This window comes from Tenacibaculum todarodis (assembly GCF_001889045.1).
Lineage (GTDB): Bacteria > Bacteroidota > Bacteroidia > Flavobacteriales > Flavobacteriaceae > Polaribacter > Polaribacter todarodis.
Genome location: NZ_CP018155.1, coordinates 2,241,014 through 2,267,543, shown reverse-complemented (window position 1 = coordinate 2,267,543; position 26,530 = coordinate 2,241,014). Strand labels below are relative to the sequence as shown.

Here is a 26,530-nt window from a genome sequence, read left to right as displayed (position 1 = left end):
TATTAAAAAAACCTAATTGTTATGTGTGGAATTACAGGTTATATTGGCTTTAGAGATGCTTATCCTATTGTAATAAACGGATTAAAACGTCTAGAATATAGAGGTTATGATAGTTCTGGTGTTATGCTATATGACGGAGAGGAAATGAGAATGTCAAAAACTAAAGGAAAAGTTTCTGACTTAGAGCTAATCACCAATAAAGAAGAAGAAAGAAAACTTGGTAAAATTGGTATTGGACATACTCGTTGGGCAACACATGGTGTTCCAAATGATGTAAATTCTCACCCACATTTTTCTCAATCTGGAGATTTAGTTATTGTTCATAACGGAATTATAGAAAATTATGACACTATTAAGCAAGAATTAATTAATAGAGGTTATAAATTTCATAGTGATACAGATACAGAGGTTTTAATAAACCTTATTGAAGAAGTTAAAAAGAACGAAAAATGTAAACTAGGTAAAGCTGTACAAATAGCATTAACGAATGTTATTGGAGCTTATGCAATTGCTGTTTTTGACAAAACTAAGCCTAATGAAATTGTAGTAGCTCGTCTTGGTAGTCCAATTGCAATTGGAGTTGGTAAAGATAATAAAGAATTTTTTGTAGCTTCTGATGCGTCTCCTTTTATAGAATACACTAAAGAAGCTATTTATCTAGAAGATGGTGAATTAGCTATTATTAAAATAGGAAAAGAAGTACGTGTTCGTCAGATTAAGAATGATAAAATAGTAGACGCTACCATTCAAGAACTTCAAATGAGCTTAGAGCAAATAGAAAAAGGTGGTTACGATCACTTTATGCTTAAAGAAATTTATGAACAGCCAAAGGCAATTACAGACACTTATAGAGGTCGTATGTTAGCTGATGAAGGTATTATTAGAATGTCAGGAGTAGATGATAATCTTCAAAAGTTTTTAAATGCTGACAGAATTATAATTATTGCTTGTGGTACATCTTGGCATGCAGGTTTAGTTGGAGAATACCTTTTTGAAGATATGGCTCGTATTCCTGTTGAAGTTGAATATGCTTCTGAATTTAGATATCGAAATCCAATTATAACTTCAAAAGATGTAGTAATTGCTATCTCTCAATCTGGAGAAACTGCGGATACTTTAGCAGCTATCAAATTAGCAAAATCTAAAGGCGCATTTGTTTTTGGCGTTTGTAATGTTGTAGGATCTTCAATTGCAAGAGAAACACATGCAGGTGCATATACACATGCAGGTCCAGAAATTGGTGTGGCATCTACTAAAGCATTTACAACACAGATAACTGTTTTATCTTTAATTGCTTTGAAATTAGGAGAAGAAAAAGGTACTTTATCTAAGAATGTATTTCATACGTATTTACAAAGAATGCAGTTAATTCCTGGAAAAGTAGAAGAGTTATTAAAAATAGATAAAAAAGTACAGGAAATTGCTAGAGTCTATAAAGATGCTACTAACTGTTTATATTTAGGGCGTGGTTTTAATTTTCCGGTAGCTTTAGAAGGCGCATTAAAATTAAAAGAGATTTCTTATATCCATGCAGAAGGTTATCCTGCTGCGGAGATGAAACACGGACCAATTGCTTTAATTGATGAAAACATGCCAATTTTTGTAATTGCAACTAATAAAGGTCATTACGAAAAAGTAGTAAGTAATATTCAAGAAATAAAAGCGCGTAGCGGAAAAATTATTGCAATTGTTACTGAAGGTGATACTGAGGTTAAAAAGATTGCAGATCATGTAATTGAAATTCCAGAAACAGAAGAAGCTTTAACTCCTTTGTTAACTACAATACCATTACAGTTATTATCTTATCATATAGCGGTATTCTTAGAAAAAGATGTTGATCAGCCTAGAAATTTAGCGAAAGCTGTTACGGTTGAATAAATTTCAATCATTTTAAATATAAAAAAATCCGATGTAAATTTTACATCGGATTTTTTATTTTATCATGAATTTTGGTATGATTTCCATCGTTCCAATCGGTTAGAATATCTGTGGCTACACTTGCGCCACTTCCTGCTGCAATTGCAAACTGACTTCGCCAACCCGCTATTGTTCCACAGACGTATAATCCTTTTTTTATAAGGTGATTATAATTGCGTAATTGAATTCTGTCTTTTTGAGGATTGGCTCTTTGATGCGGTTCTATATATTGCTTTAATCCAACAATATCAAAAGGTTTAGAGTAATTTAACGCAACCACAATATTTGTTGCAGTATAAGCTTGTTTATTGGTTGTTATTTTAAAACCCTCTTTAATATCTTGAACTGAACATACTTTTTCATTTTCAATTTGAAAAACATGTGGATATACATCTTGTAACTGTTGTTTTCCTTCGGTTAAAACCTCGCTTCCTCGCTTTCCCTCAGGTAAACCTAAAACGTTGTTAAATAAAGCATTTTGTAAATGAGAAGAACGTTGATGTAAAATAATACCAATTGTCTTATTTTCTGCAAACCATTTGTTTTTTGCAGAACCTAAAACTAGTGCACATTGCATACCTGCAACACCACCTCCAATTATTAAAACATCAAAATTCATATTATGCAAATAACTCTTTAATATTATGAGCAAATAACTTTACAGCAATTGCTAAAAGTATTACACCAAATACTTTTCTAATAATTTTTATTCCATTTGCACCAATAATGCGTTCAATTTTTGAAGAGGTTTTTAAGACAATATAAATTACAAAAACATTTAATATTACTGCAATAATTATATTTTCTATATTAAACTCTGCACGTAAAGAAAGTAAGGTTGTTAAACTTCCTGGACCAGCAATTAATGGAAAGGCTAAAGGGAAAACAGTTGCTGTTATTCCGCCTTCTTCATCGTCTTTGTATAATGTTATACCTAAAATCATTTCTAAGGCTATAAAAAACAGGATAAAAGAACCTGCTACTGCAAAAGAATTAACATCTACTCCAATTAATGATAGTAAACTTTGCCCTAAGAAAAGGAAAATTATCATAATAAAACCAGCGATAAGTGAGGCTTTTTCAGATTGAATATGGCCTACTTTTTTACGTAAATCTATAATAATAGGAATATTTCCAATAATATCTATTACAGCAAATAAAACCATAAACGCTGTAAAAATTTCTTTAAAATTAAAATTCATTGTTGTTTATTTAATACCGCAAAATTAGTTAAGAAATCTTAATATACGTTTATAAAAGGTAAAAATAACTGTACTTTTGCATTATGTTTCAACTAGGAAAGACAATAGTATCGGAAGATATCATAGAAAAAGATTTTGTTTGTAATCTATCAGCTTGTAAAGGAGTTTGTTGTGTAGCGGGTGAAGCCGGTGCTCCACTTGACAAAGAAGAAACAAAAATATTGGAAGATATTTACCCGAAAGTTAAACCTTTTTTAAGAGCTGAAGGAATAGAAGCTATAGAGCAACAAGGTACTTGGGTTACTAGCGATTTTGGTGAGTTAGAAACGCCATTAATTGATGGAGAAGCGTGTGCTTATGTTACTTTTGATGAAAAAAACACAGCAATGTGTGGAATAGAACATGCCTATAATAAAGGTATTGTAGATTGGAAAAAACCAATTTCTTGCCATTTATATCCGGTTCGAGTAAAAGATTATAGTGAGTTTGCTGCTGTAAATTATCATAAATGGGATATCTGTGATGATGCTTGTACGTTGGGAAAAGAATTACAAGTACCTGTTTACAAATTTCTAAAAGAAGCTTTGATTAGAAAGTTTGGTGAAAATTGGTATTTAGAGCTAGAGAAAACTGCCGAGAAGCAAAATAGATAATTCCTTCCACATAAATAGTTAAATACCTTTTTGAAAATCAGTGTTTTACATTGATGTTTAACTATTTGTATTACATAATTTTGGGTTCTAATTATAAAACTAAATATTATGCCACACCATGCAAAAGGAACATCAGGATGGACAAAAATAACTACTTATCAAGCGGTTTGGGATCCAAAAATTGATTTAGGTAAATTTTACTTCACCTTTTTTAACGGAAAAAGAGAAGAAACACCTTATATGACTTCAGCTAATTTTGCCCGAGTTATTGATATACTTAGAAATGAAACTCCTGTCTATGGAAATTCTAGCACAGGTTCTGTAACAACACAAGGAGAATCTGTCGGGGAGGAAGAAAGCTAGTATTAACTTATTTGAATTAATAGAAAAAGAGCTAATTATTTAGCTCTTTTTTTAAATAATATTCCCCATTAATTTTTTGTGTAATCTAATAGCAAAACCATCTGATAAACCAGCAATATAACTGCATATTTGCATGATTCTATCGTATAAATTTTCTTGCTCTTTTTGATACTCTTCAGGTAATAGATTTAACACTAAGTTGTCGTAATTAGATTGATTTCCATCAAACTTATTGTTTAAAGCCGTTACAAAAACATCTAATAAATCGGCTATAATTTTATAACCTGCAACCTCTTTTTCTACAACTTCTTTAGAATTATATATTTTGGCAACACTAAGTTTTATAATGTCATTTATTTGGGCTTCGTATTTACACTTGTCTAGTAAACCTTTGTCGAAATCACCTTTTAAAATGGCTTCTTCATTATCTAAAAATATAGCTACAGCCTCGTTAATTAACACGCCAATTGCTAAGGCACGTAAATAACTTATTCTGTCTTTTTTATGTTGAAGTGAATGATATTTATTGCTATCAATTTTGTCTTTAACTAGTTTAATCATGTATTCTAAAGCAAATTCTTCGTCTATTAAACCAAGATTAATTCCGTCTTCAAAATCTATAATTGTGTAGCAAATATCATCTGCTGCTTCTACTAAATAAGCTAATGGATGTCGGTAAAAAGAAATTCCGTCACTTTCTTTTTTCAATAAACCTAAGTCTTCCGTAAGATCTAAAAAGGCTACTTTTTCTGATTGAAAAAAGCCGTATTTTTTATCTACAATATGATGCGTTGGTTTTTTTGGTAAGGACTCTTTTGGGTATTTTATAAACGCGCCTAAGGTTGCGTAGCTTAAACGCAAACCACCTTCTGTACCTTGTCTATTTTCGGTTAAAATTTTGAATCCGTTTGCGTTTCCTTCAAAATCTATTAGATCTTGGTACTCTTTATTTGTAAGTTGGTTTTTGTATTTTAATCCGTTTCCCGTTTTAAAATATTCACCAATTGCTTTTTCTCCGGAATGCCCAAAAGGTGGATTTCCTATATCATGCATTACTGAAGCACCAGCTACAATTGCGCCAAAATCATTGAATGTATAACCTAGTTTTGCTAATTCTGGATGACGTTCTAACAATACTTTTCCAACTCGCCTTCCAAGTGTTCTTCCAACAACGGAAACTTCTAAACTATGTGTTAAACGTGTATGTACAAAATCGGTTTTAGAGAGTGGAATTACCTGTGTTTTATCTTGTAAACTTCTAAAAGCTGATGAAAATATAATTCTATCAAAATCTACTTCAAACCCTAAACGAGTTTCGTCTTGTGCTATTCGTTCTCGTTTTTGAGTATCGCCAAAACGTTTTAAAGAAAGAAGTTGTTCCCAATTCATTGTGTATATATTTTAATGAAGTTTATGATAAGTTTAATTAAATAAGTTTCGAATTTACAAAAAAAAGAGAAGTCTTTTTAGACTTCTCTTTTCTCTTTATTTAATTTCTAAAAAACAAAATGTATTATTTTTTATTAACACCTTTAATGTATTTTTCTAAAGCCATTGTCATAGAAGGAGTTTCTGGTGTTGGTGCAGCAATGTCTACACGTAAACCTCTATCTTCTACTGCTTTTATGGTTGAGTTTCCAAATACAGCAAGACGTGTTTTGTTTTGTTTAAATTCCGGGAAATTTTTAAATAAACTATCTATTCCAGAAGGGCTAAAGAAAACTAATATGTCGTAAAAAACATCTTCTAAATCAGATAAGTCACTTACAACAGTTCTGTATAAATCAGCACGTTTCCAGCTTATTTTTAGCTTGTCTAATTCTTCAGGAATTAAAGGCTTTAATTTGTCGGAAGAAGGTAGTAAAAACTTTTCGTCTTTGTGTTTTTTAATCAGCTTAGTAAGTTCAGGAAATGTTCTTGTTCCTACATAAATTTTTCGCTTACGATATACAACGTATTTTTGCAAGTAATAAGCTACAGCTTCAGATTGACAAAAATATTTCATGTCATCAGGAACCGTAAAACGCATTTCTTCAGCAATTCTAAAGTAATGATCTACAGCGTTTCTACTTGTTAAAATAACAGCTGTAAAATCTTTTAAATCTATTTTATTAGCTCTAACTTCTTTCACAGAAATTCCTTCTACATGTATAAAAGACCTAAAATCTACTTTAATCTTTTGTTTATCTGCCAAATCAAAATAAGGCGAGGTCTCAGTTTTTGGTGCCGGTTGAGACACTAAAATAGTTTTCACTTTCATAGTATATCCTTTACTTATTTTAGTATTTTTAAAATAATAAATAGCGGTGCTATTTCAAGGGCGCAAAGATACAAAATAAAATAAAACAAGTGCTTTATAATCAGCTTTTTGTTATTGTAAAAAACTAAACCAAAACGAATTCCAAGTAAAATTAGAAAACTTCCCCAAAGAAAATTGTTATTTTTATAACCATAATTATAAATTATTAAAATAGGGAATAACCAAATTGAAAGTGTATAAAGGTAACCAACTTTTGTAAAAATAAAATACCTGATATAATCTGAAAGGTTAAGAAGTTTACTAAAAGAATAATCTAATAAACTTCTGATAATCATATATATAAATGTAAATGAAATTAAATAAATATAAGAAATTAGATTGTTTTGTGTTTGAGTTTCAGGGATTAATGTATGTATAAATAAACTAAGTGTTAAAACACAAAAAGAATATATTAAAACATGAAAAGTAGAAAAAATAGCAGGTTTCTCTTCAGCTCGTTTCTCTATAAATCCACGTGTAAAAAAAGAGATTGAATATCCTAAAAAACGTGAAGGTTTATATAGTTTCATAAAAAAAAGCAAAATAAAGCCTATTAGGAATAACATTGTTATCCAATTATTTTGTGTTAGTTCTCTAGGTATTGCTTGCATTTTTCAACAGAAATATTAACGCTAAATTAGGAATAAAATGATGTATATTTGTCTCTTATTTGAATAAAATCTACAATGTCTGACGCATTAGTTATAATACCTACGTACAACGAAAAAGAAAACATCGAAGCTATAATACGAGAAGTTTTTAATCAAGAAAAAGACTTTCATATTTTAGTTGTTGATGATAATTCTCCAGATGGTACTGGAAATATAGTAGAAAACCTTCAAAAAGAGTTTTCAACTAAACTACATATAGAAAAACGTACAGGGAAAAACGGTTTAGGAACTGCATATATTCACGGTTTTAAATGGGCTATTGAAAAAAAGTACGATTATATTATTGAAATGGATGCAGATTTTTCTCATAATCCAAAAGATTTAATAAGACTTTATAATGAATGTGCTAAAAAAGGCGCAGATGTTTCTGTGGGATCTCGATATTCTGTTGGAGTAAATGTTGTTAATTGGCCAATGCACAGAGTTTTACTTTCTTATTTTGCTTCTAAATACGTGCGTTTTATTACTGGAATTCCTTTGCATGATACAACTGCTGGTTTTGTTTGCTGGAAACGTAATGTTTTAGAAACACTTAGATTAGACAAAATTAAATTTATTGGTTATGCTTTTCAAATTGAAATGAAATACAAAGCCTGGAAACGCGGTTTTAAGATTAATGAAGTTTCTGTGATCTTTACAGATAGAACTTTAGGAGAATCTAAAATGAGTGGAAATATTGTATACGAAGCGCTTTTTGGAGTAATAAAAATGCGTTTAAGTAAATTACCAAAATAAAAATGACACAACATACCTTAATAAAAAATGCAAAAATTGTAAATGAGAATACCGTTTTTAATGGAGATATTCTTATTGAAAATGAACTTATTAAAGAGATTTCAGAATCAATTATAGCTCCTGAAAATGCAACTATAATTGATGCAAAAGGCAGTTATTTAATTCCTGGAATGATAGACGATCAAGTACATTTTCGTGAGCCGGGTTTAACACACAAAGCAAATATTGCTACAGAAAGCAAAGCTGCAATTGCTGGCGGAATTACCTCTTTTATTGAAATGCCAAACACAATTCCGCAGGCAACAACTCAAGAATTGTTAGAAGATAAATTTAACATTGCAGCTAAAGATTCTTACGCTAATTACTCATTTATGTTTGGTGGAACAAACGATAATTTAGAAGAGTTATTAAAAACCAATCCAGAAAATGTTGCTGGAATTAAATTGTTTTTAGGTTCATCTACAGGAAATATGTTGGTGGATAATGAAGCCGTTTTAGAGAAAATTTTCTCTTCAACAAAAATGGTGATTTCTGTACATTGTGAAGATGAAGCTACAATTAGAAAAAACACAGAAAAATATAAAGCCGAATTTGGAGATGATATTCCTTTAAAATATCACCCAATTATTAGAAGTGAAGAAGCGTGCTATATTTCATCTTCAAAAGCAATTGAATTGGCTAAAAAAACAGGCGCACGTTTGCATGTTTTTCATTTATCAACAGCTAAAGAAACAGCTTTATTTCGTAACGATATTCCGTTAGAAGAAAAACAAATAACAGCAGAGGTTTGCGTACATCATTTATGGTTTACAGATGCAGATTATGATACAAAAGGAACACATATTAAATGGAATCCAGCTGTTAAATCTCAAAAGGATAAAGATGGTTTGTGGAAAGCATTGTTAGATGACAGAATAGATATTATTGCTACAGATCATGCGCCACATACTTTAGAAGAAAAAGATAATGTATATACAAAAGCACCAAGTGGAGGTCCGTTAGTACAACATGCAATTCCTGCTATTTTTGAGAAAGTAAAAGAAGGCGTTTTATCGGTTGAAAAAGCGGTAGAAAAAATGTGTCATAATCCTGCTAAAATTTTTAAAGTTAAACAACGAGGATTTATAAAAGAAGGTTTTTATGCCGATTTAGTTTTGGTAGACACCAACAATTCTTGGACAGTTTCTAAAGAAAATATTTTATACAAGTGTGGTTGGTCTCCGTTTGAAGGAACTGAGTTTTCAAGTAAAATTACCCACACTTTTGTAAATGGAGAATTAATATACAGCAATGGTGTCTTTAACGAAGAGAAAAAAGGAAAGCGATTAACTTTTAACAGATAATGAAAAAAGTTTTATACATACTTGTTTTTATTTTTCTAGGTTCTTGTACAAGTAATACAATTTACAAGAAACCAGAAAATTTAATACCAAAAGACACTATGGTTGCTCTTTTGTCTGATATGTATATTGCATTATCTGCTAAAAACGTAAAGAATAAAATTCAGCAAAGACAAGTAAATTATTTGCCTTTTGTGTACGATAAATATAAAATAGACAGTGCTAGATTTAAAGAAAGCAATGTGTATTATACATCTGTTATAGAACAATACAATGAAATTTTACTAGAAGTAAAAGATAACATTAATAAGGAACATAAGAAGTACTCTGAGGAATTAAAAACACAAGATTCTATAAAGAATTTAGATAAAAAAAAGATAAAAGAAGAACGTCTTAAAAGTAAAAATAAGGAAGGAAAACTTAAGAATCTTATAAAATTAGACTCTTCTCAGTTAAAAAAACCAATTTTAGAAAAAGGGTTTAAAAAAAGATAATTTCTTTTTATAAAGGGTAATTTTTAGCAACTCGTTTAACAACAGTTTCTATTTTTTCAAAGCTGAAATTTAATGTTTTTGTTATTTTTTCTGCTGAATAGTAAGAAATTCCATGAGCAGATTTTGCCGAATGTTTTGTTAACAAAGGTTCTTTTCCAGTAAATTTTGATATAACCCAAGCAACTCTCCAAAAAATTGCAGTTTGCCAAGGTTTAATTTTTTTAGAAGGATGTTTTTTATCAAAAGCATCTGCTATTGAAAAGAAAATATCTTTGAATGATTTGTTTTCAGAAACTAGTATAAATCGTTCGTTTTTTACTTCAGAATTCATTAATAAAGTCATCGCTTTTACAACATCTTGTACACCAACAAATCCTGTTATTCCTTCAGTATAAAACTTAAATCCATTATAAATTTGGGTAAATAGTTTACTTGATCCTGTATTCCAAAAACCACTTCCTAAAATTACACCAGGATTTACAATTACTACATCAACACCTTCTTGACTTGCGCGCCAAACTTCCATCTCTGCACCAAATTTTGTAATTGCGTAACCGTGATTATCATCTTCATCATTCCATTCATTTTCTTCAGTAATAATTTCTCCGTTTATAGCATTTCCAACTGCAGCAATAGAACCTACAAAACAAAGTTTATCAACTTTAGCATCAATAGCAAGATTTACAATAATTGCGGTTCCATGAATATTTACTTTTCGCATTTCTCTATAATCTTTCGGATTAAAAGAAACCAAAGCTGCACAATGATATACTTTTTTAATGTTAATAAATGCAGGAATCATTGAAGGAATATCAGTAATATCCGCTTTTATCCATTCAATTTTAGAAAAATGTTTTGTTACTTCAGAAGTATAAAAAGAGAATACTTCTTTTACTTTTTCAAGCGTATTTTCAGAACGATATATAGCACGAATTTTATCATCATTTAACGTTAAATGATATAATAAATGTGCTCCAACCAAACCAGTTCCGCCAGTAACTAAAATCATAGCACGAAAATAGTTTTTTTTAAACGATAAAATTATCTTTGCGCTTTTAAAATATACCAAGATGACAAAGAATTTAGTTGAAGAATTACGTTGGCGTGGAATGATACACGATATGATGCCAGGAACTGAAGAGCAATTGCAAAAAGAAATGACTGCTGCCTATATTGGTTTTGATCCAACATCAGATTCGCTACATATTGGTAGTTTAGTACCAATTATTTTATTAGTTCACTTAGAAAGAGCTGGACATAAACCAGTAGCTTTAGTAGGTGGAGCAACAGGTATGATTGGTGATCCATCAGGAAAATCTGACGAACGTAATTTATTAAATGAAGAAGCATTAGCTAAAAATGTAGATGGAATTAAAAGAACGTTAGCTCGTTTTTTAGATTTTGATAACGGTACGGCTAACTCTCCAATTTTAGTAAATAATTACGATTGGATGAAAAACTTTTCATTTATTGAATTTGCTCGTGATGTTGGTAAAAGAATTACCGTAAACTACATGATGGCAAAAGATTCTGTGAAAAAGCGTATTTCTGGAGAAGAATCTGGCGGAATGAGTTTTACAGAGTTTACATACCAATTAATTCAAGGATACGATTTTTACCACTTATATAAAGCCCACAATTGTAAAATACAAATGGGAGGTTCTGATCAATGGGGAAATATTACCACAGGAACAGAACTTGTAAGAAGAATGAATGTTGGTGAAGAAGCTAAGGCTTATGCAATGACATGTCCATTAATTACAAAGGCAGATGGTTCTAAATTTGGTAAATCTGAAGGTGGAAATGTTTGGTTAGATGCTTCAAAAACATCTGTATATAAATTTTACCAATTTTGGCTAAATACATCTGATGAAGATGCAGAAAAGTATGTGAAAATATTTACTTTTTTAGATGAAAAAACCGTTGAAGCTTTAATTGAAGAGCACAAAGAAGCACCACATGTTAGAGTTTTACAAAAACGATTAGCAGAAGAGGTTACTACATTTGTGCACTCAAAAGAAGAACTAGATAAAGCTATTGCAGCTTCTAATATTTTATTCGGAAAATCTACTTCAGAAGATTTAAAATCCTTAGACGAGCAAACATTCTTAGATGTATTTGCTGGTGTTCCACAAGCGGAAGTTTCTAAAGATGATATAGCAGAAGGATTAGATATGATTGGTGCATTGTCAGCAAAAACAAACTTTTTAAAATCTAACGGAGATGCGCGTAGAGCTTTAAAAGAAAATGCTGTTTCGGTAAATAAAGAAAAAGTAAAAGAAGATTTTGTTATTACTGCTAAAGATTTAATAGCAGATAAATATGTGTTATTACAACGCGGAAAAAAGACTTATTTCTTGTTAAAAATCGCTTAATTAAAAAGAGTTCCTTGAGGCGGTGCCTCGAGGTTTCCTTTAAACCTGTCATTCCCGCGAAGGCGGGAATCTAAAACACATTTTTTTAGTTAAAAAAACAGGTGTTTTAAGAAGCAATTTTCACACTAAAAGTTAAAGGGCATCGCTTACAGTTGATGCCTTTTTTTTTGTACTTATTGCAACAAGAGCCTTTTGGTTTTATGCAATTGGTAGCACAAGACGTTTCGCAAGAAGAAAGCGAAAGAATATTTTTAACTGCTGTATGTTCTTTGTAAAATACAATCATAATTCTCTACAAAAATAATACTTATTTAGAATAAATAAAAATAATATTGTTTATTTTTTATTGCTTATTATTTTCAATAGAAATATCTTTGCCTTCTTTTCTAATAAATATTTTGAAGAAACAATACGTAACCTTTTTTTTAGTCTTTTTGTATTTAGTTGCAATGCTAAAGCCAATTGCTCCATTTGTAGAGTATGCTATAAAATACGATTACATTTCTAAGGTGCTATGTATTAATGTAGATAAGCCAGAACTACAATGTAATGGTAAATGTTACTTAATGAAGAAGTTAGAAAATGAACAAAAAGAAGATAGAAAAGCGTTAAGAGTTTCTATGGAAGAATATCCTGTTGGCTTTGTTATCTTACTTAAAATTAAAGAAAATTCATCATTTCTTTTTCAAACTAAAGAAAAACATAGTACTCCTAAGAATTATTCTTTTTTATATACATCTTCAGTATTTCACCCTCCAACAGTTTAAGTTTAAAATACCCGTATTAAATCAATCAGCTTTTATAAGTTGATTAAAAACACGCATAAAAACTTAAAATTTCACAAATGAAAAAATTTATTTTTTTAGGGATATTTGTATTCCTATCAAGCTTAATTATAGCACAAGAAAAAGAAGAAAAACAGTTAACAAATTGGAACGGAAATAGACCTGACGGACATGCTCCAATATCCGTAATGGGAGATCATTACCACAGTAAAGGTGGTATTATGTTTTCATATCGTTATATGAGTATGAATATGAAAGGATTACTTTCTGGATCAGATGAGGTATCTAATACTGAAGCTCACGATGCTGGTTATATGGTAACGCCTTTAGAAATGCCAATGAAAATGCACATGTTAGGAGCTATGTATGCACCAACGGATAGAATTACTTTAGTTGCAATGGCAATGTACACGCAGAACGATATGGATTTACAAATGAGAATGATGGGTAATATTGTTCCATTTTCAACTTCATCTTCTGGGTTTGGAGATTTAAAATTAGGTATGATTTATAAGTTCTTAAATAAAAACAGTCAATCTTTACACGGATCTTTAAACTTTTCTTTACCAACAGGAAGTATTGAAGAAATGGATGTAACTCCAATGAGCTCTCCTAATGAAGTTCAATTACCATATCCTATGCAATTAGGAAGCGGAACTTTTGATACTGAATTAGGTGTAACTTATTTAGGTCAAAAAGAAACTATTTCTTGGGGTAATCAATTAAAAGCTATTGTACGTTTTGGCGATAATTCTAACGATTATTCTTTTGGAAACAAATATGAATTAAACAACTGGTTTGCTGTGAAAACTGACGATTGGTTAAGTTTTTCTGTGCGTTTACAAGGTTTAATTGTTGATGAAATTGATGGAACAAACCCTAATTTAAATCCGATGATGGTAACAACAGCAGATACTACAAACTCTGGTGGAAGTTATATTAATGGAGGTTTAGGTTTTAATTTATATGCTCCAAAAGGAAGTTTAAAAGGTTTTAGACTTGGGTTTGAATATGCAACACCATTATATCAAGATGTTAACGGAATTCAATTAGAGCAAAAAGAAACTATAACAGTTGGTTTACAATATGCTTTGTAATCTTTTATAGAAATTTTTAAAAAGCGAGGTTTTATAACCTCGCTTTTTTTATGCATCTTTGGGTTATGTCTTCTAATAGTAGAATAACCAGCGCATTTAAAAAAGCAAAAACCCTTCCTTTAAATAAGGAGTCTAAATACGTGTTGTTTAGCGATTGTCATAGAGGTAACAATAGTTTTGCAGACGATTTTAAACACAATAGAGAAGTTTTTGTATTTGCTCTTGAGCAATATTTAAAAAAGGATTTTACCTATATTGAATTAGGTGATGGAGACGAACTTTGGGAAAATAATTTTAAAGATATCTTTGAAGCTAACAAAGATGTTTTTGGTGTTTTAAAGAAGTTTCACTCTAAAAATCAGCTTCATTTTATTTGGGGAAATCATGATATGGATTATAAAAACCCAAAGAACGTAGAAAAAAACTTAGCTTCTTATTATAGTTTTTCTGAGCAAAAAAAGAAAGAGCTTATGGTAAATGTTTCTTTTTCTGAAGCAATTATTTTAAAAAACACAGAAGAAGAATCTATATTTTTAATGCACGGTCATCAGGCAGATTGGTTTAATTACGTTTTTTGGAAATTAAGTAGATTTTTAGTGCGTTTTCTTTGGAGACCATTGCAATTAATTGGGATAAAAGATCCAACAAGTCCAGCACAAAACTTTAAAGAGTTAATTAAAGTTGAGCGTAAAATTGAAAAATGGATTCAAAGAAATAATAATCAAATGGTAATTACTGGTCATACACACAGACCAAGGTTTCCAAATTTTGACGAGTTACCTCACTTCAATGATGGTAGTTGTGTGCATCCACGATGTATTACTGGTTTAGAGATTGAAAACAATCAAATTACGCTAATAAAATGGCATTTAGAAAGTGATAAAGAAGGAAAAATGCATATTATAAGGACTAATTTAGAAGGTCCAAAAGAACTCTCTACTTACTTTAATATGAAAAAATAATATACTTTATTAACTCCCAAATTTTATTCCGAAGAAAATAGTTCTTGGTGTTGCTGGTCCGTAAATAAAATTACTATCACGTTCTTTTCCAATATCAAATTTAGATTGGTAACTATCAAACAGATTTTTTACACCAGCTGAAAACTCTAAATTGGTTTGTAACTTAGAAAGATTAAAATTATAACTCGATTTAATTCCAATTTCCGTAAAACTTGGAGAAGTAAAATATTCATCAGCAATTAAATTTTGTGGAGAAGCTACGTGTAAAACTTCCATTTCTCCTGTATAAACCAAGTTTAAAGCTGTTTTAAATTTCTGATTTGGCGAATACGTTAGTGTTGCAAAACCATAATTATTAGGAGTTCTTAAAAACTCTTGTTTCGGATTTAAAGCATCTGAATATTGAACAGGTGAAGCGTTTTTACTTGATTGAAATGTAAAACCACTTTCTAATTGGAAAATTCCATCGTAATTTAAACGAGCTTCTAAAGCAATTCCTTTAACGGTTGCTCCATCTCCATTTCTTTTTTCGAACAATTCACCAAAAGAATCGGTACCAATATTTTCTAAAATAAAAGCATCGTCTAGTTTTGTGTAAAAACTTTCCACAGTAAATCCGTAGATATAATGTTCGGTTGGTTTGTCATAATTAAAAGATACACTATAACTATTAGAACGTTCTTTTTTTAAGTCTTCTGCTAACTGAACTCTTGAAATTCCGCCACCTGCAAAAGCAATATGTAAATCGGTGTCAAAAGCTTGTGGAGCTCTAAAACCAGTTCCCCAAGTTGCTCTAAGTTGTGTTTTTTCAAATGGTTTATACAATAATGAAACTCGCGGACTAACCACATTATTAACTACTTCTTTGTTAATAGCTCTATTGTTTAACGTATGATTATCAAAACGTGCTCCAGCCAATAAATTCCATTTTTCGTTTATTTCCCAATCGCTTTGAAAGAAGATTCCAATGTTTTGCGTTAATTGATCTACTTTATATTGATAGGCTTCAATCACATCAAAAACATCATCTTGTACAAATTCACCTCCAAAAGTTAATACGTTATTTCCGCCTAAAAATTCGTCTAATTTATGGTTTAATTGAAGTCCACCTTGAAACGTTGTAGTTTCTGAAGTTCCATATGGCGGATTAGCTAAATGGTCTAAATCTTCAGCAGTTCCTTGCTCCGGACGAATACCAGTATAATGTTCTCTTCCGGTATATTGTGTTGCTAAATATGTGATTAATGAGCTTTTTTGGTCATTAAAATTAATTTGATAATCAATATTACCAACATACACATCGTGCGTTCTTTCTTCAGATTGAAAAGCAAAATGCGGAGCACCTTCAACCATTTCGCCACCATAACGGTATTCATTCATTTTACTAAAATTAACTTCTATTTTTTGATTTTCTGTTGGAAGAAAAAATAAGTTTGTACCAAAAGAAGTATTCTTTAATTCAGGTAATTCAGAAAAATTATCGCCGTTTGCATCGTATAAATTTCGGTGTCTGTTATTTACAAAAAATGAAACTCCTGCATTTCTATCTTCATTAACAACAGTTGCGTTTCCAGCAAAAATATGATCTGAACTTCCTTTAATATTTTGATACGTGTAACCAACGCTAAAATCGTTTCGTTTCGGGATTTTAGTAATCACATTTACAGTTCCTCCAATTGCACTTGAGCCGTATAAAGCAGAACCGCCTCCGCGAACAACCTCAATCCTATCAATCATATTTGCAGGAATTTGTTCTAAACCGTATAAACCAGTTAACGGACTAAAAATAGGTCTTCCGTTTATTAAAATTTGAGAATATCCACCAGCTAAACCATTCATTCTTAACTGCGTATAATTACACGTTTGACAATCAGTTTCTACACGTAAACCTGTTTGAAATTTTAAGCCTTCAGATAAATTACAAGCTTGTACATCAGCTAATGTTTGTGAGTTTATGATGTTTACAATTACAGGAGATTTTGTCCTTCTTTTGTCAGTTCTTGTTCCGGTTACCGTAATTTGATCTAATATTTCAGCAGTTTCTTTTAATGTAAAGTTTACAGTTTTTACTTCGTTAGCGTTTACAGTTATCGTTTTTCTTTGAGATAAAAACCCAACAGAAGAAACTATTAAAACAACTTTATTTTTTTTGGTTTTTATTTCGTACAATCCGTTTTCGTCGGCTGTAGTTCCGTTTATTGAACCTTTAATAACAATGTTTGCAAAAGGTAAATCGCTACTATTTGTAGTTGTTATTTTTCCTTTAATTGTTTGTGCATTTACAAAAGCAGAGAATAGTAAGAATACCGTAAAAAACTTATTCATTTTAAATTTTATTTTTGCAAATGTAAAATAATTTTTAGACTTATCTAAAAATATGTTTTTATAAATCAAAAAGTTATATATTTGCAGTAATGTTTACACAATCGGAAGAAAATTATATAAAGGCAATTTATCATTTAGCTGCAATTTCAGAAAAAGGAATTAGTACAAATGCAATTGCTAAAAAACTGGATACCAAAGCGTCTTCGGTAACTGATATGATTAAAAAATTATCTGATAAAGAAGTGGTCATTTATAAGAAATACCAAGGAGTTACCTTAACGGATTTTGGAAAGAAAACGGCTGCTAATATTGTTAGAAAACATCGATTATGGGAAGTTTTTTTAGTTGAAAAACTAAATTTTTCTTGGGATGAAGTACATGATGTTGCAGAGCAATTAGAGCATATTAAATCGCAAAAATTAATTGATGAATTAGATGCTTTGTTAGATTTTCCGACACATGATCCACATGGAGATCCAATTCCAGACAAAGAAGGTAATTTACAAACTATTGAAAAAAGTTTATTGTCAGTTTTAACTAAAGATGAAATCGGAATTTTAGTTGGTGTAAACGATTCATCTTCTGAATTTTTACGTTTTTTAGACAAACAAGGCATCGCTTTGGGGCAACAAATAACAATTATAGAAAAAGAGCCTTTTGATGACTCTTTATCAATAAAAATAAATGATAAGAAATTATCTATTTCAAACAAAATAGCAAACAATTTATATATTAAAAAACAATGAGTACATTTGATCAATTAGTAGATTTTGCGAAAGAAAATCCCATTTGGGCAGCATTATATGCTTCCCTTTTTACTTGGGGATTAACCGCTTTAGGTGCAAGTTTAGTTTTCTTTTTTAAGAAAATGAACAGAGCTGTCTTGGACGGAATGTTAGGTTTTACTGGAGGAGTAATGGTTGCTGCAAGTTTTTGGAGTTTATTGGCTCCAGCAATAGAAAACAGTCCAGGAGAAGGTTTTATGAAGGTTATACCTTCGGCAATTGGGTTCGGTTTAGGAGCTTTAGCGCTTTTTGGAATGGATAAAATTCTACCGCATTTACACATTAATTTTAAGGAAGAAGAGGCAGAAGGTGTAAAAACGGAGTGGCACAAAACTACCTTATTAGTGTTGGCAATTACGTTGCATAATATTCCAGAAGGTTTAGCGGTTGGGGTACTTTTTGGAGCAGCATCAACGTTGGTTGGTGTGGAGCAAACTGAAATGATTATCGCTGCAATTTCGTTGGCAATTGGTATTGGAATTCAGAATTTTCCAGAAGGTTTTGCCGTTGCAATGCCTTTAAGAAGACAAGGAGTTAGTAGGTTTAAAAGTTTTTGGTATGGACAACTATCAGCAATTGTAGAACCTGTAGCTGCGGTCCTGGGAGCTTTAGCAGTTTCATTTTTCACACCAATTTTACCGTATGCATTAGCTTTTGCAGCAGGAGCAATGATTTTTGTGGTTGTTGAAGAAGTAATTCCTGAAACACAAAGAGATAAATACACAGATATTGCCACGCTTGGTTTTATTGGCGGATTTATAGTAATGATGTCTTTAGATGTAGGTTTAGGTTAGAAGAACACAATGTGTTCATATAAATATTTTAAAAGAAGAATTTCATTAGTTGAAGTTCTGCTTTTCTTTTTCTTGATTCTTGTCTCTTGATTCTAAAAAGTCTATTTTGCACTAAAATAAATCAATTGCAACAACCATCAACTTTTCAAGTTTATAACGCATCCGCAGGAAGCGGAAAAACCTTTACATTAGTAAAAGAATATTTAAAGATTTTATTACAATCTGAAGATATTTTTCGATTTCAGAAAGTGTTGGCAATAACGTTTACCAACAAAGCTGCTGGTGAAATGAAGGAACGTGTAATGGAAAATTTACAAGCATTTTCCGAAGGAAATAAAACTGATTTATATCCAAAAATTCTCGAAGAAACTTCATTAGATGCCACTACAATTACAGAAAGAAGTAAGAAGGTTTTAGATGCAATTTTACAAAATTACTCCGCTTTTTCAATTACAACTATTGATAGTTTTACGCATAAAATAATTAAAAGTTTTGCGTTCGATTTAGGTTTGTCGCTCAATTTTGAAGTTGAAATGGACGCGGTTTCTTTGTTAAATGAAGCCGTTGATGTACTGATTTCTAAAATAGGAACCGATAAAAAACTTACTGAAACCTTAATTGAATTTTCGCTTGATAAAGCAGACGATGATAAATCTTGGGATGTTTCTAAAGAACTATATGAATTTGCTCGAATCTTGTTAAATGAAGACGATAATCTGCATTTTAGAGAATTAGCAGATAAAAGTTTAGAGGATTTTACAAGTTTAAAAATAAAACTTCAAAAATTAAATACTCAAATAGAAAAAGAGTTTAAAGATTTTGGGGATAATGTACTAGAATTTATAGAAAATAAAGGATTATTAACAACCGATTTTAGCTACCAAGATTACCCTAATCATTTTAAAAAATATCAAAATTTACGCTTCTTAAAAACCACAGATATTAAGTTTGAAGGACGCTTAAATTCTAATATAGAAAACGATAAAAACTTATATGGCGGAAAAACTTCTCCTTTAGCTAAAGAAACTTTAGATGATTTAAAAGAGCAATTTCATGCATTTTATTTTCAATCTAAAGAGCTTTATGAGACTAAATTTAAAGCTTATTTGTTAAATAAATTAGCCTTAAAAAGTATAATTCCGTTAGCGGTTTTAAACAATATTAATAGCGAATTAACAACCATAAAAGAAGATAATAACCTTCGATTAAATGCAGAGTTTAATCAGCTTATTTCAGATAATATAAAAGACCAACCTGCACCGTTTATTTATGAGCGAATTGGGCAACGTTTTATGCATTATTTTATTGATGAAATGCAAGATACTTCGGTGTTACAATGGCAAAATTTAATTCCGTTGATAGACAATGCGCTTGCCCAAGAAAACAGTAATTTATTGTTGGTTGGTGATGGAAAACAAGCCATTTATCGTTGGCGAGGTGGTAAGGCTGAACAATTTATAGATTTAGGTTCGGAGGAAGAAAACTCTGTTAATCCTTTTTTACTTCCGAAGGAAATAAAAACGTTAGAAACCAATTATCGTAGTTATTCTGAAGTGATTAATTTTAACAATAAATTCTTTCAACATACAGCAAGTTTTTTGCAAAATGAAAGTTATAATCGATTATTTATAGATGGAAATAAGCAATTAGAAAATGCCAAAAAAGGCGGATTTGTTTCACTTTCATTTTTAGAGAAAGCTGATGAGAAAGAAGATGAGAAATTAAAATACCAAAGAAAAGTTTTAGAGCGAATCAATATTTTAAAAAACGATTTTCAATTGAATGAAATTTGCGTTTTAACACGTAAAAAGAAACACGGAATTGAAGTTGCAAGTTTTTTATCTGAAAATGGAATTGATGTTATTTCACCAGATAGTTTGTTGTTGGAAAACAGCCAGAAAGTTGCTTTTTTAATTACAGTTTTACAAGTAGTTCAACATCCAAAAGATGAGGAAACCCGTTTTGAAATGTTACATTTTTTGCATGATCATTTATCGGTTTCAATTACAAAAGACGAATTTTTACATCAATTTGCTAAGAAAGAGATTGCTGTAATTTTTCAGGAATTAAATAGCTACGGTGTTTCGTTCGATTTAAATGCTTTTCAGCAAATTCCGTTTTACGAAAAAGTAGAAGCCATTATTAGAAGTTTTAATTTGGTAAACTCTTCAGATGCGTATGTACAATTCTTTTTAGATGTTGTTTTGGAGCAACAAAGAAAAGGAACTAATACTCAAGAGTTTTTAGATTTTTGGGAAGTTAAAAAGAAGAGTTTAAGTATTGTTGCTTCAGAAAATTCCAATGCGGTTCAAGTGATGACTATTCATAAATCGAAAGGTTTGGAATTTTCAGTAGTTATTTTTCCGTACGATTTAGATATTTACAGACAAGTTGATCCTAAGGTTTGGTTGAATGAATTACCGCCTACATTTGAAGGGTTCAAAGAACTATTGGTTCCGTTTACAAATGATTTGCAATATATAAATGATCGTGGAGCAGAAATTTATCAGCAACAAAGAGAGGAATTAGAGTTGGATAATTTCAATTTATTGTATGTTGCTTTAACACGTTCAGTTGAGCAATTGCATATTATTACAGAGAAGAAGCTTCCTGCAAAAGGTAAAGACAGAACAAATAGGTATTCACATATTTTTATTGAGTATTTAAAGAAAAATCAACTTTGGAATGATGATGAATTAGAATATTCCTTTGGAAACCCTGAAAGAATAAGTAAGCCTAAAAAAGAAGATTCAATTACAGAAGTACAAGAAACGTTTATTTCTTCGCCTTGGCAAGAGCACAATATTGCTATGTTAGCAAGTGCTTCTAAATTATGGGATACAGAACAGGGAAAGGCAATTGATTTTGGGAATTTAATTCATGAGATGCTATCGAAAATCATCACAAAAGAAGATATTGAAAAAGTAGTGAATCAATATAAAAACCAAGGAGAACTTCCGCAGGAAAAAGCATCAGAAATTGAAAAGAGTATTAATCAAATTGTGAATCATGATGAACTTAATGCCTATTTTTCAGAAGAAGTTGCCGTTTTTAACGAAAGGGAAATAGTTACAATAGACGGACAATTGATAATTCCGGACAGATTGGTTTTCAATAAACAAAATGAAGCCATTATTATAGATTATAAAACGGGAAAACCTTCAAAAAGTTATCATCAACAGTTATTAAAATACGAACAAGTTTTAAATTCAATGAATTTTAAAGTTGATAAAAAACTACTCATATATATTAATGAAGAAATTGATGTTGTTGAAGTATAGTCAAATTAAGGAAACTTTGTAACTTTGTTTTTTAAAAATTGATAAAAAATGTACGGTAAAATTAAAGATACTTTAAAGAACGAAATCCAGGAAATTAAAGATGCTGGGTTATATAAGTCGGAGAGAATTATTACATCGTCTCAAGATGCAGTAATTAAAATTTCAACAGGAGAAGAGGTAATTAACTTTTGTGCAAACAATTATTTAGGATTGTCTAATAACCCAGAAGTTATTCAAGCCGCAAAAGACACAATGGATTCTCATGGCTTTGGAATGTCTTCTGTGCGTTTTATTTGTGGAACACAAGATATTCATAAGAAATTAGAAAAAACAATTGCAGATTTTTATACAACTGAAGACACTATATTATATGCAGCAGCTTTTGATGCAAATGGTGGTGTTTTTGAACCTTTACTTACAAAAGAAGATGCCATTATTTCTGATAGTTTAAATCATGCTTCTATTATAGACGGAGTTCGTTTGTGTAAAGCGGCGCGTTATCGTTACAATAATAATGACATGACTTCTTTGGAAGAGCAGCTAATTGAAGCGAATAAACAAAACCATAGATTTAAAATTATTGTTACTGATGGAGTTTTCTCAATGGATGGAATTGTTGCAAAGTTAGATGAGATTTGCGATTTAGCAGACAAATACGATGCAATGGTTATGGTTGATGAATGCCACGCTACAGGTTTTATTGGTAAAACAGGTCGTGGAACTGTAGAGTTAAAGAATGTAATGGACAGAGTTGATATTGTAACAGGAACTTTAGGGAAAGCTTTAGGCGGAGCAATGGGAGGTTATACAACAGGTAAAAAAGAAATAATAGAAATCTTACGTCAGCGTTCTCGTCCTTATTTATTTTCAAACTCTTTGGCACCATCTTTAGTTGGAGGTGCTTTAAAAGTTTTTGATATAATTTCTAACGATACTACTTTACGTGATAAATTAGAATGGAATACCAATTATTTCCGTACAGAAATGGAAAAAGCAGGTTTCGATTTAGTAGGAGCAGATGCTGCAATAGTACCTGTTATGTTATATGATGCCAAACTTTCGCAAGAAATGGCAAATAAATTATTAGAAGAAGGAATTTATGTTATTGGTTTTTTCTTTCCGGTTGTACCAAAAGAGAAAGCTAGAATACGTGTTCAGTTGTCAGCTGCACACACAAAAGAACATATAGATAAGGCGGTGAAGGCTTTTGTGAAGGTAGGGAAAGAGCTTAATATTATATAAAAATAAGATTTTATTATAAGTTTTTATACATTTATCTTTGTAGATAAGTTTTAACAACTTACTTTTGCTTATTATAAAAACGAACTTTTAATTTAAAAATTTGATAATGAAACGATTAAAATTGGCTGTGATAGCTATGTTTGCTTTGCTAACAGTTAGTAATGTAAACGCACAAGATGAAAACAACCCATGGGTAGTAGGTTTCGGTATAAACTCTGTTGATATTAGAGGAAAAAGAAACTTTGGGGATTTAGTAAAAGATGGTATTGGTACATCTGATTGGAATATTCTTCCTTCAATTTCTAGAATCTCTGCTGAAAAATATTTAGAAGATGGGTTTACTTTACAAGTAGCAGGATCTTTAAATAAAATTGAGACTTACTTAAAACCAGACGATTCAGATTTTTTATATTATGCTATAGATGCAAATGTAAAATATAATGTTAACTCATTAGTCGATATGATTTTTAATGGGACTTCTCAATATTTTGATCCTTATATTTATGTTGGTGGAGGTTATACTTCTATTGACTCACAAGGAGCAGCAATGTTAAATGCAGGTGCTGGTTTTAATGTTTGGTTTAATGATAACTTAGGTTTAAACTTACAATCTGGTGCAAAACATGACTTTGGAGATAAAGTAAGAGGACACTTTCAACACACTTTAGGTTTAGTATTTAAATTTGGAGGAAAAGATACTGACGGAGATAAAATTTATGACAAAGACGATGCTTGTCCAGAAACACCTGGTTTAGCTGAGTTTAATGGTTGTCCTGATACTGACGGAGACGGAATCAAAGATTCTGAAGACGCTTGTCCTAATGTAGCTGGTTTAGCTTCAATGAATGGTTGTCCTGATACTGATGGTGATGGAATCAAAGATTCTGCTGATGCTTGTCCAACTGTAAAAGGAACTAAAGCTATGAAAGGTTGTCCTGATGCTGATGGAGACGGAGTAACTGATGCTTCTGATAAATGTCCTAAAGTAGCTGGTCCAGCTTCAAACGGTGGATGTCCTTGGGCAGATACTGATAAAGATGGAGTTTTTGATAAAGATGATAAATGTCCTAAAGTTGCAGGTCCTGCTTCTAACAATGGATGTCCTGAAGCAAAACCAGTAATTACTGAAGCTGCTGAGGCTGAATTGAAAACTTTTGCAAGAACTATTTTATTTAACACTAGTAGATCAACTTTCAAATCAGGTGTAACTGATAAATTAGATGCAATTGTAAAAATTATGTCAGATTATCCAAACGCTAGTTTTGTAATTGAAGGTCACACAGATAGTTCAGGTGCTGCAAGTTTTAATCAAAAATTATCTAACTCTAGAGCGAATGCTGTTATGGGTTATTTAGCAAACAAAGGTGTAGCTTCTTCAAGAATGTCTGCTGTTGGTTATGGAGAAGATTCTCCAATTGATACTAATGCTACTAGAGCTGGTAAAGCAAATAACCGTAGAGTTGAAATTAGAGTTACAAACAAGTAATTTTAATTAGATTATAATAATTTTAAAAGCCTCGCATTTGCGAGGCTTTTTTCATATATAAAAACTAGTAAAAACACTTTTTATATTGTTATAAAAAATCTACCTTTGCACCGCGAAAAGTGAGGGTAAACTTCACAAAATAAATTAAATAACTTAATTACATAAAGTAATGTCTACAATAACAGGTAAAGTTTCTCAAATTATTGGCCCAGTTATCGATGTTGAATTCGACACTCAAAACGCTGAATTACCAAAAATTTATGATTCATTAGAAATTAAAAAAACAGACGGATCTATATTAGTTCTTGAAGTACAACAGCACGTAGGTGAAGATACGGTTAGAACTATATCTATGGATGCTACAGATGGTTTACAAAGAGGTCAAGAAGTTTTGGCTACTGGTAGCCCAATCCAAATGCCAATAGGAAATGATATATACGGTCGTTTATTTAATGTAACTGGAGAGGCAATTGATGGATTAGGAGATTTACCTAAAAAAGGTGATGCAGGTTTACCAATTCACCGTTTAGCACCTAAATTTGAAGATTTATCAGTTTCAACTGAAGTTTTATTTACAGGTATTAAAGTAATCGATTTAATTGAGCCTTATGCAAAAGGAGGTAAAATTGGTTTATTTGGTGGAGCAGGAGTTGGTAAAACAGTATTAATTCAAGAGTTAATTAACAACATTGCAAAAGGACACGGAGGTTTATCTGTATTTGCAGGAGTTGGAGAAAGAACTCGTGAAGGAAATGATTTACTTAGAGAGATGTTAGAATCTGGAATTATCAAGTATGGTGATGACTTTATGCATTCTATGGAAGAAGGCGGATGGGATTTATCTAAAGTTGATAAGCCAGGAATGAGAGATTCAAAAGCAACTTTTGTTTTTGGACAAATGAATGAGCCACCTGGAGCACGTGCACGTGTTGCGTTATCAGGTTTAACTATAGCTGAGTATTTTCGTGATGGAGCAGGAGAAGCACAAGGAAAAGATGTACTTTTCTTCGTAGATAATATCTTCCGTTTTACACAAGCAGGTTCTGAGGTTTCTGCCTTATTAGGTCGTATGCCTTCTGCGGTAGGTTACCAACCTACATTAGCAACAGAAATGGGAGCAATGCAAGAACGTATTACTTCAACTAAAAAAGGTTCTATTACATCTGTACAAGCAGTTTATGTACCTGCAGATGATTTAACGGATCCAGCACCAGCAACCACTTTTGCGCATTTAGATGCAACAACAGTATTGTCTCGTAAAATTGCAGAGTTAGGTATTTATCCAGCGGTAGATCCTTTAGATTCTACTTCAAGAATTTTATCTGCTGAAATTTTAGGTGATGAACATTATAATACAGCAACAGCTGTAAAAGAATTATTACAACGTTATAAAGAATTACAAGATATTATCGCAATTTTAGGTATGGAAGAATTATCTGAAGAGGATAAATTAGTAGTTCACAGAGCACGTCGTGTACAACGTTTCTTATCTCAACCATTCCACGTTGCTGAGCAATTTACTGGTATTCCTGGTGTTTTAGTAGACATTAAAGATACTATTAAAGGATTCAACATGATTATGGATGGTGAATTAGATAAATATCCTGAAGCAGCGTTTAACTTACGTGGATCAATTCAAGATGCAATTGACGCAGGAGAAAAAATGTTAGCTGAAGCGTAAAACTAGTTTTGAGTTATGAGTTTTAAGTTATGAGTTAACTAAA

Annotated in this window: 23 protein-coding genes; 16 read left to right on the top strand and 7 right to left on the bottom strand. The window is 31.1% G+C overall.

Annotated elements, in window-relative coordinates; all coding sequences use genetic code 11:
* Positions 1–21 precede the first annotated feature (21 nt).
* Positions 22–1,878 carry a glutamine--fructose-6-phosphate transaminase (isomerizing) gene (glmS, locus tag LPB136_RS10350; RefSeq protein ID WP_072556254.1) on the top strand — a complete coding sequence of 619 codons (1,857 nt, stop codon included), beginning with the start codon at positions 22–24 and terminating at the stop codon, positions 1,876–1,878.
* 40 nt (positions 1,879–1,918) lie between these two features.
* Here the strand turns inward: glmS and LPB136_RS10345 are convergent, their stop codons facing one another.
* A complete protein-coding gene (locus LPB136_RS10345) occupies positions 1,919–2,536 on the bottom strand; it encodes an FAD-dependent oxidoreductase (protein WP_072556253.1) in 618 nt (205 codons plus the stop codon).
* Between the two features lies 1 nt (position 2,537).
* A complete protein-coding gene (locus LPB136_RS10340) occupies positions 2,538–3,119 on the bottom strand; it encodes a MarC family protein (RefSeq protein ID WP_072556252.1) in 582 nt (193 codons plus the stop codon).
* A gap of 83 nt (positions 3,120–3,202) precedes the next feature.
* Between LPB136_RS10340 and LPB136_RS10335 the strand changes: the two genes are divergently transcribed.
* Both LPB136_RS10335 and LPB136_RS10330 read left to right on the top strand, forming a co-directional pair.
* Positions 3,203–3,772 (top strand): DUF3109 family protein, encoded by a 570-nt coding sequence (locus LPB136_RS10335; protein ID WP_072556251.1) that lies wholly within the window; start codon positions 3,203–3,205, stop codon positions 3,770–3,772.
* A 108-nt stretch (positions 3,773–3,880) separates the two neighbouring features.
* Positions 3,881–4,135: a hypothetical protein gene (locus LPB136_RS10330; RefSeq protein WP_072556250.1), complete on the top strand. Its 255-nt coding sequence runs from the start codon at positions 3,881–3,883 to the stop codon at positions 4,133–4,135.
* A gap of 51 nt (positions 4,136–4,186) precedes the next feature.
* On the opposite strand, the gene LPB136_RS10325 is transcribed toward LPB136_RS10330, so the two are convergent.
* The 3 genes from LPB136_RS10325 to LPB136_RS10315 all read right to left on the bottom strand — a co-directional run bounded on the left by LPB136_RS10325 (position 4,187) and on the right by LPB136_RS10315 (position 7,000).
* A complete protein-coding gene (locus tag LPB136_RS10325; protein WP_072556249.1) occupies positions 4,187–5,524 on the bottom strand; it encodes a deoxyguanosinetriphosphate triphosphohydrolase in 1,338 nt (445 codons plus the stop codon).
* A 124-nt stretch (positions 5,525–5,648) separates the two neighbouring features.
* A complete protein-coding gene (locus LPB136_RS10320) occupies positions 5,649–6,395 on the bottom strand; it encodes a uroporphyrinogen-III synthase (protein WP_072556248.1) in 747 nt (248 codons plus the stop codon).
* Between the two features lie 14 nt (positions 6,396–6,409).
* Positions 6,410–7,000, bottom strand: a complete 591-nt coding sequence (locus tag LPB136_RS10315) for a DUF4271 domain-containing protein (RefSeq protein WP_418361247.1) — start codon at positions 6,998–7,000, stop codon at positions 6,410–6,412.
* A gap of 120 nt (positions 7,001–7,120) precedes the next feature.
* Here LPB136_RS10315 and LPB136_RS10310 point away from each other — a divergent pair, with 120 nt between their 5' ends.
* Genes LPB136_RS10310 through LPB136_RS10300 form a run of 3 tightly spaced genes read left to right on the top strand, consistent with a single transcriptional unit; the run spans position 7,121 to position 9,674 of the window.
* Positions 7,121–7,840, top strand: coding sequence for a polyprenol monophosphomannose synthase (locus LPB136_RS10310; protein WP_072556246.1), 720 nt, complete (start codon positions 7,121–7,123; stop codon positions 7,838–7,840).
* Positions 7,841–7,842: 2 nt separating this feature from the next.
* On the top strand, positions 7,843–9,183 hold the full coding sequence (locus LPB136_RS10305; protein ID WP_072556245.1) for a dihydroorotase: 1,341 nt from the start codon (positions 7,843–7,845) through the stop codon (positions 9,181–9,183).
* A complete protein-coding gene (locus LPB136_RS10300) occupies positions 9,183–9,674 on the top strand; it encodes a DUF4296 domain-containing protein (protein WP_072556244.1) in 492 nt (163 codons plus the stop codon). The genes LPB136_RS10305 and LPB136_RS10300 overlap by 1 nt, the downstream gene beginning before the upstream one ends.
* Before the next feature lie 7 nt (positions 9,675–9,681).
* Here LPB136_RS10300 and LPB136_RS10295 read toward each other — a convergent pair whose 3' ends face one another.
* Positions 9,682–10,683: an NAD-dependent epimerase/dehydratase family protein gene (locus tag LPB136_RS10295; protein WP_072556968.1), complete on the bottom strand. Its 1,002-nt coding sequence runs from the start codon at positions 10,681–10,683 to the stop codon at positions 9,682–9,684.
* 61 nt (positions 10,684–10,744) lie between these two features.
* On the opposite strand from LPB136_RS10295, the gene tyrS reads away from it, so the two are divergent.
* From tyrS to LPB136_RS10275, 4 genes are all read left to right on the top strand, one after another.
* A complete protein-coding gene (tyrS, locus tag LPB136_RS10290) occupies positions 10,745–12,049 on the top strand; it encodes a tyrosine--tRNA ligase (RefSeq protein WP_072556243.1) in 1,305 nt (434 codons plus the stop codon).
* A gap of 398 nt (positions 12,050–12,447) precedes the next feature.
* Positions 12,448–12,816, top strand: a complete 369-nt coding sequence (locus LPB136_RS10285; RefSeq protein ID WP_083426212.1) for a hypothetical protein — start codon at positions 12,448–12,450, stop codon at positions 12,814–12,816.
* 77 nt (positions 12,817–12,893) lie between these two features.
* On the top strand, positions 12,894–13,931 hold the full coding sequence (locus tag LPB136_RS10280; protein ID WP_072556242.1) for a transporter family protein: 1,038 nt from the start codon (positions 12,894–12,896) through the stop codon (positions 13,929–13,931).
* 50 nt (positions 13,932–13,981) lie between these two features.
* Complete coding sequence (locus LPB136_RS10275; RefSeq protein ID WP_237267379.1) at positions 13,982–14,893, top strand: metallophosphoesterase; 912 nt, start codon at positions 13,982–13,984, stop codon at positions 14,891–14,893.
* 9 nt (positions 14,894–14,902) lie between these two features.
* Here the strand turns inward: LPB136_RS10275 and LPB136_RS10270 are convergent, their stop codons facing one another.
* Positions 14,903–17,218 (bottom strand): TonB-dependent receptor, encoded by a 2,316-nt coding sequence (locus tag LPB136_RS10270; RefSeq protein ID WP_072556240.1) that lies wholly within the window; start codon positions 17,216–17,218, stop codon positions 14,903–14,905.
* Positions 17,219–17,307: 89 nt separating this feature from the next.
* On the opposite strand from LPB136_RS10270, the gene LPB136_RS10265 reads away from it, so the two are divergent.
* The 6 genes from LPB136_RS10265 (at position 17,308) to atpD (ending at position 26,487) form a co-directional block, all read left to right on the top strand.
* Positions 17,308–17,964: a metal-dependent transcriptional regulator gene (locus tag LPB136_RS10265; RefSeq protein ID WP_072556239.1), complete on the top strand. Its 657-nt coding sequence runs from the start codon at positions 17,308–17,310 to the stop codon at positions 17,962–17,964.
* On the top strand, positions 17,961–18,797 hold the full coding sequence (locus tag LPB136_RS10260; protein WP_072556238.1) for a ZIP family metal transporter: 837 nt from the start codon (positions 17,961–17,963) through the stop codon (positions 18,795–18,797). The genes LPB136_RS10265 and LPB136_RS10260 overlap by 4 nt, the downstream gene beginning before the upstream one ends.
* Positions 18,798–18,922: 125 nt before the next feature.
* Entirely contained in the window at positions 18,923–22,078 is a 3,156-nt protein-coding gene (locus LPB136_RS10255) for a UvrD-helicase domain-containing protein (RefSeq protein WP_072556237.1), read from the top strand.
* Positions 22,079–22,126: 48 nt separating this feature from the next.
* The gene (kbl, locus tag LPB136_RS10250; protein WP_072556236.1) at positions 22,127–23,320 is read left to right on the top strand and encodes a glycine C-acetyltransferase; all 1,194 of its coding nucleotides are present in this window, start codon (positions 22,127–22,129) and stop codon (positions 23,318–23,320) included.
* A gap of 106 nt (positions 23,321–23,426) precedes the next feature.
* A complete protein-coding gene (locus LPB136_RS10245) occupies positions 23,427–24,806 on the top strand; it encodes an OmpA family protein (RefSeq protein ID WP_072556235.1) in 1,380 nt (459 codons plus the stop codon).
* A gap of 169 nt (positions 24,807–24,975) precedes the next feature.
* Positions 24,976–26,487 carry a F0F1 ATP synthase subunit beta gene (atpD, locus tag LPB136_RS10240; protein ID WP_072556234.1) on the top strand — a complete coding sequence of 504 codons (1,512 nt, stop codon included), beginning with the start codon at positions 24,976–24,978 and terminating at the stop codon, positions 26,485–26,487.
* Positions 26,488–26,530 lie beyond the last annotated feature (43 nt).